The 2,383-nt window shown below is 53.3% G+C and carries 3 protein-coding genes; all 3 read right to left on the bottom strand.

Translation table 11 applies throughout. The features are described 5' to 3' along the window. Positions 1 to 556: cytochrome c family protein (locus ABF86_RS11790; RefSeq protein WP_160803631.1), on the bottom strand; the 556-nt coding region annotated here is incomplete at its 3' end. Positions 557 to 617: 61 nt separating this feature from the next. Further along, complete coding sequence (gene haoB / locus ABF86_RS11785; RefSeq protein ID WP_160803630.1) at positions 618 to 1,739, bottom strand: hydroxylamine oxidation protein HaoB; 1,122 nt, start codon at positions 1,737 to 1,739, stop codon at positions 618 to 620. Beyond that, a partial coding sequence (locus ABF86_RS11780; protein ID WP_275689311.1) for a multiheme c-type cytochrome occupies positions 1,736 to 2,383 on the bottom strand: 648 nt, incomplete at its 5' end. The genes haoB and ABF86_RS11780, both read right to left, overlap by 4 nt.

Raw genomic sequence — 2,383 nt, 5'->3', positions numbered from 1 at the left:
CATCCACTTCCGGTGTATACGGGGTATAGGGAGGTTTTGCTCCTTTCCAGGGTGACCCTTCATAGTTCAGATGGCAGGCGCTGCAACGTTCTTCAAAATTAAAGTCTTGCCCCTTGCTTGCCAGGGTCTTGCGCGGCGCTTTTTTGCCCGATTTCTCAAATGCTTGCCCAGCCTTGCGGTGATCTCCCCGGTATTTACGTCCAGGCCCGTGGCAGGATTCACAGCCTACGCCTGTCAGCATGGGTTTGGGGGAGTCTATCGTGTAGCCGCCTTTCTGGCCAAATCCATCCACATGACAACCTACGCAGTCTTTGTCCTGGGTGTAGTCCTTGGCAGGATCCAGTTTGGCTTTTTGTTTGGCTTCCACTTTGACATTGGGCTTGAGCGATTCCATCGCCTTGGCGTGGGCAGTATGTTTCCACGACTGGGCTTGTGGTTTGTGACAGGAACTGCACTTTTTCCGACCTTCAAACGGAGCATCCGCTGCCAGACTCTGTCCACTTGTCAGGGTGAACAGGGCTGCAGCAACCAGTCCGCAGGCTATTATTATTTTCATGATCTCTCCTCTTTTCCTAGATGTTTGAACACAGATTATGATTCTTTTGTCTTGCCGACCATCATTGTACCTGATCAGTCAGATGGGTTGAATCCGTCGTTTTATCATGATCCGGAGCGGGTTGCAGATTGTGCTGGGTTTGTGCCGCCGGGGCCTTTTCTGCCAGTTGATAGACCCAGTATCCTCCTTGCTGGTAGATCAATCGCGGAGAGGTGAGCTCCAGCGGAGAAGGTTGGCTGGTAAATGGCAGCAGCCTGGCCAGCAGGGTGTGGTAACTGGCTTCATCTGTCAGAAAGAAGGCGCGAATCAGTTCGTCCGATAACGATTGCACAGTGTAGGCGTAGTAGCCGTGATTGCTCATCTCGGTCTTGACATGACTGATCATGCCATGCAGGTTACCGGTCAGGCGGTAGGGTTTGTAGGCAATGCCAAATTTGTCAGGGTATAGCAGACCCAGTTTGTACAGGTCGCTGATATGCACGATCAGGTAAGCATCGCGTGTACCGGCCAGTTGTCGCAAATCAGCCAGGCCACTGGCCAGCGGATTGAGCAGGCTTTGCGTAAAACGCAGAAACAGCTCGCGTTCCTGTGGATCGGCCGCAGCGCCGGTTTGTTCGTTTTCATACGCGCGGATCGCTTGCGCATGCGCTTGCCATTCCGGCGGAACAATCAGAGGTTCGTGCAGTGTGCTGTGAAACAGTACGTCTCGTCCGGTCAACAGGGCCAGTTGGCGTGAGGTATCCCACCAGCTGAGCAGTAGTGCATCTCGCGGGGCATATTTGTCTATTGCCGTTGCAAGTGCACTGAGTTCAGCAGCTTTCTGATCCAGCGCCAGCAGAGGTTCTCTGGTTTCGTTCTTCCAGTTGAGTAATACCTGCGGTTGATTTGCACGCTGACCAAACCAGGCTTGTGCTATCGGTTGATCCGTTCCTTCCAGATGAATGTCGTACTGGTTGATGGTCAGATCCGGCCAGGCTTCCAGTTCCAGATCAGGATAGTCGTCCACCTTGCCGGTGGCAGCCAGCTGGTAACGATAGGGAGCCTCATCCGGTGTCAGCAGCAGCCAAGCATACCCACCCAGCAAAACCAAACCTCCCGTCACCAGTAAAATCCCCAGTGGCGGGAGGAGTCGGTCAAACCAGCGCGACTGTGCGCGCCGGTTTGGTGTCAACGAAGCAGTCAAGCTTGCGTTTGCTTACGTTTACGCCAGCCAATCAGAGCAATCGCTCCCGCCAGCAACATTCCACCTCCCAGTCCTCCCAGCGAGATCTTTTCTCCCGCTCCCTTGAGGTCAAGCAGGCTGGTTTTTTTACCTTCCAGTTTGTTAACACGCGCTTGCAGAGCTGTCATTTCCTGCATCTTGGTGTATTCATCCTGGATTTCAACATAGGCACGGTTCATCGGGCCCCAACCTTCGGTATATGTCCAGCCACCTGGATTAACGTGTGCCAGTCCTACGTGCATTTTGGCCAGATTGTTTTCTGCCATTTCCAGCACTTTCAGTTCAAGTGAGGCCGGGTTGTTACCCTTGGACCAGAACAGTTGGGTGAAGATACCAAAACCCGGTTTCTCTGGCGCCGGTGGATTCGGACGATTGGTTTTTTGACCAGTCAGGGTGCCGTCTTCATACATTTTGTGAACAATGGCATTGGCTTCCTGGTATTTAGCCAGCCCTTCCAGGGTACCTTTGTCCATGAGATCCAGGTAGGAGCGGGCAAACCGTTCCGAGTGACATTGGGTACAGGTCACAACCCAGGAATCCAGACGAGCTTCTGACCAGTCGCTGGTGATGTTTTCTGCAATCCCCGGAACAAACGGGTAGTTTGC

The sequence above is a fragment of the Nitrosomonas sp. GH22 genome, assembly GCF_009833115.1.
GTDB classification, from domain to species: Bacteria; Pseudomonadota; Gammaproteobacteria; order Burkholderiales; family Nitrosomonadaceae; genus Nitrosomonas; species Nitrosomonas eutropha.
Note: the sequence above shows the minus strand (reverse complement) of the source record. Positions and strands in the feature narration are given on the sequence as shown.